Origin of the sequence: Streptomyces sp. NRRL B-24572 (assembly GCF_002156145.1) — a bacterium.
Taxonomy (GTDB): domain Bacteria; phylum Actinomycetota; class Actinomycetes; order Streptomycetales; family Streptomycetaceae; genus Streptomyces; species Streptomyces vietnamensis.
On sequence record NZ_MWIG01001146.1, the window covers coordinates 1 to 1741 of the forward strand.

General features: G+C 70.8%; 3 protein-coding genes. 1 reads left to right on the plus strand and 2 read right to left on the minus strand.

Annotated features, from left to right (window positions below):
• Positions 1 to 157 precede the first annotated feature (157 nt).
• Positions 158 to 544, plus strand: a complete 387-nt coding sequence (locus tag CCN56_RS40905; RefSeq protein WP_086832571.1) for a hypothetical protein — start codon at positions 158 to 160, stop codon at positions 542 to 544.
• A gap of 24 nt (positions 545 to 568) precedes the next feature.
• On the opposite strand, the gene CCN56_RS40910 is transcribed toward CCN56_RS40905, so the two are convergent.
• Together CCN56_RS40910 and CCN56_RS40915 are read right to left on the minus strand one after the other, a co-directional pair.
• Complete coding sequence (locus CCN56_RS40910) at positions 569 to 853, minus strand: hypothetical protein (RefSeq protein WP_256962451.1); 285 nt, start codon at positions 851 to 853, stop codon at positions 569 to 571.
• A gap of 169 nt (positions 854 to 1022) precedes the next feature.
• Positions 1023 to 1637 carry a cytochrome P450 gene (locus tag CCN56_RS40915; RefSeq protein WP_143664848.1) on the minus strand — a complete coding sequence of 205 codons (615 nt, stop codon included), beginning with the start codon at positions 1635 to 1637 and terminating at the stop codon, positions 1023 to 1025.
• Positions 1638 to 1741: the final 104 nt, after the last annotated feature.

Here is a 1741-nt window from a genome sequence, read left to right on the forward strand (position 1 = left end):
ACGCGGGTTCGATTCCCGCCACGGTCTCCAAGCTCCTGGATCCTGAATCCTGGATTCAGGCTCCAGGATTCAGGATCCAGGATTCAGGATCCAGGCTCCAAGCGATCTTCCTCATAGGATCTTCACAACGCGCCGCACGGTGTGCCACAGTCCGCGCATGCACCCTCAAGCCGGACGCAGACTCGGCGTCCTCATCGGCGTGGGCCTCGCCTGCGGCCTGCTGCCCGGCATCACCCTGGCCGGTACCGAGACCCTGGACACGGTCCAGTCCGTCCTGATGGCGACCATCGTCATGGTGGTCCTCACCCAGCTGATCTTCGTCGGCCCGTCGGGCCGCGTCCCGCTCCCCGCCCTCCTGGTCTTCGGCCTCGCCGGCTTCGCCCAGGACGCGCTGATCTGGTGGCTGCTCTCCTGGCTGGGCCCGAAGATCTCCCACCTGCACGTCGACGGCCTCGCGACGATCCTCCTCGCGGCCCTGATCACCCGCGCGACGGCCCTGCTCCTGTCCCAGCTGTCCCCGGCCGCCGAGACGGCCGAGGACTGAGCGCCGCCTACCGCTCCCGCGCCCTCAGGACAGCGGTTTCTCCGGCACGGTGACCTTCTCGGCGCACCCGAGCAACTCCCGGGTGCTCTCCGCGAGCGCCTTCAGCAGCTGGTCCGTGGACACGGACCGGGCCGTGCGGTCCGTGTCGGCCACGGAGACCTGGAGCGGCGGCTCCTCGCCCTGTCCGGCCCGGGTGCCGGGGACCGTGCACGGCACGATGAGGGAGCGGCCGTCGGACTCCTCGCGGCGGTCGAGATGGACGCCCTCCGCCACCTCGCGGAATTCGCGCGCGTGCTTTCCCGCGGTCACGAAGGTCACGTCGTACGTCGACCAGCCGACCGCGGCGTTGACCCAGGCTTCCTTCCCGTCGACGCGGCCCTCGATAGAGCGGCCGGGGGCACGGCCCCCGCTCCGCCCCCGTCCTTCCCTCCGCCGGAACAGGCCGTCAACGCGAGCAGCAGGACACCGGCCGCGCCCGCTACTGCTCTCCGCGCCACTTCTTCTCCGTGAAGACGGGCTTCTCGGGAAGCCCCGCGTCGTCCTCGCAGCCCAGCTTCTTCACGACCGCCAGGGTGACGGAGTGGAGGACGGTGAGGTAGGCCTCGCGGGTGGCGGGGGTGTCCAGATCGGTGGGGACGCCGAGGATCGCGCAGATCATCCGGAAGGTCAGCGGCCCTGCGAAGTCCGCGATCACATCGACGTGGGCGTGGTGTTCGACCCGGTCGAGGAGTCGGTGCGCGGTTTCGGTGAGGAAGGGTTCCAGCCGGGCGATACGGCGGGGCACGAACGCGGCGTTCACCAGTGCCCGCAGACGGGTGTGGTCCGGAGGATCGGCGTGGACCAGGTGCCGGTTCAGTCCTGTCGGTCCGGGGACGTAGCCCGGCACCCGGCCCGGGTCCTTGCTCAGCCGCCCGTCGGTCAGAAGGGCCCGCACGTCACGGTAGCGGGAGACCTGCCACACGGCGGGCCGGCCGTTCCTGCGGTCCACATGGGCGGGCGCGTGCCGGCGTAGCCATGCGAAGTAGGGGTACGGGTCCCGCACCCGCGCGGTCAGCAGTTCCGAAGGCGGGGACGGGACAGGAGGAGCGGGCACGGGAACTCCGGGCTTGAAACCGAACACGGACACCGCACCAACGGCCGCAGGGGCCGACAGGGCACGCGGAACCGCGCTATCGGCCCCTGCGGCCGTTGGTGCGG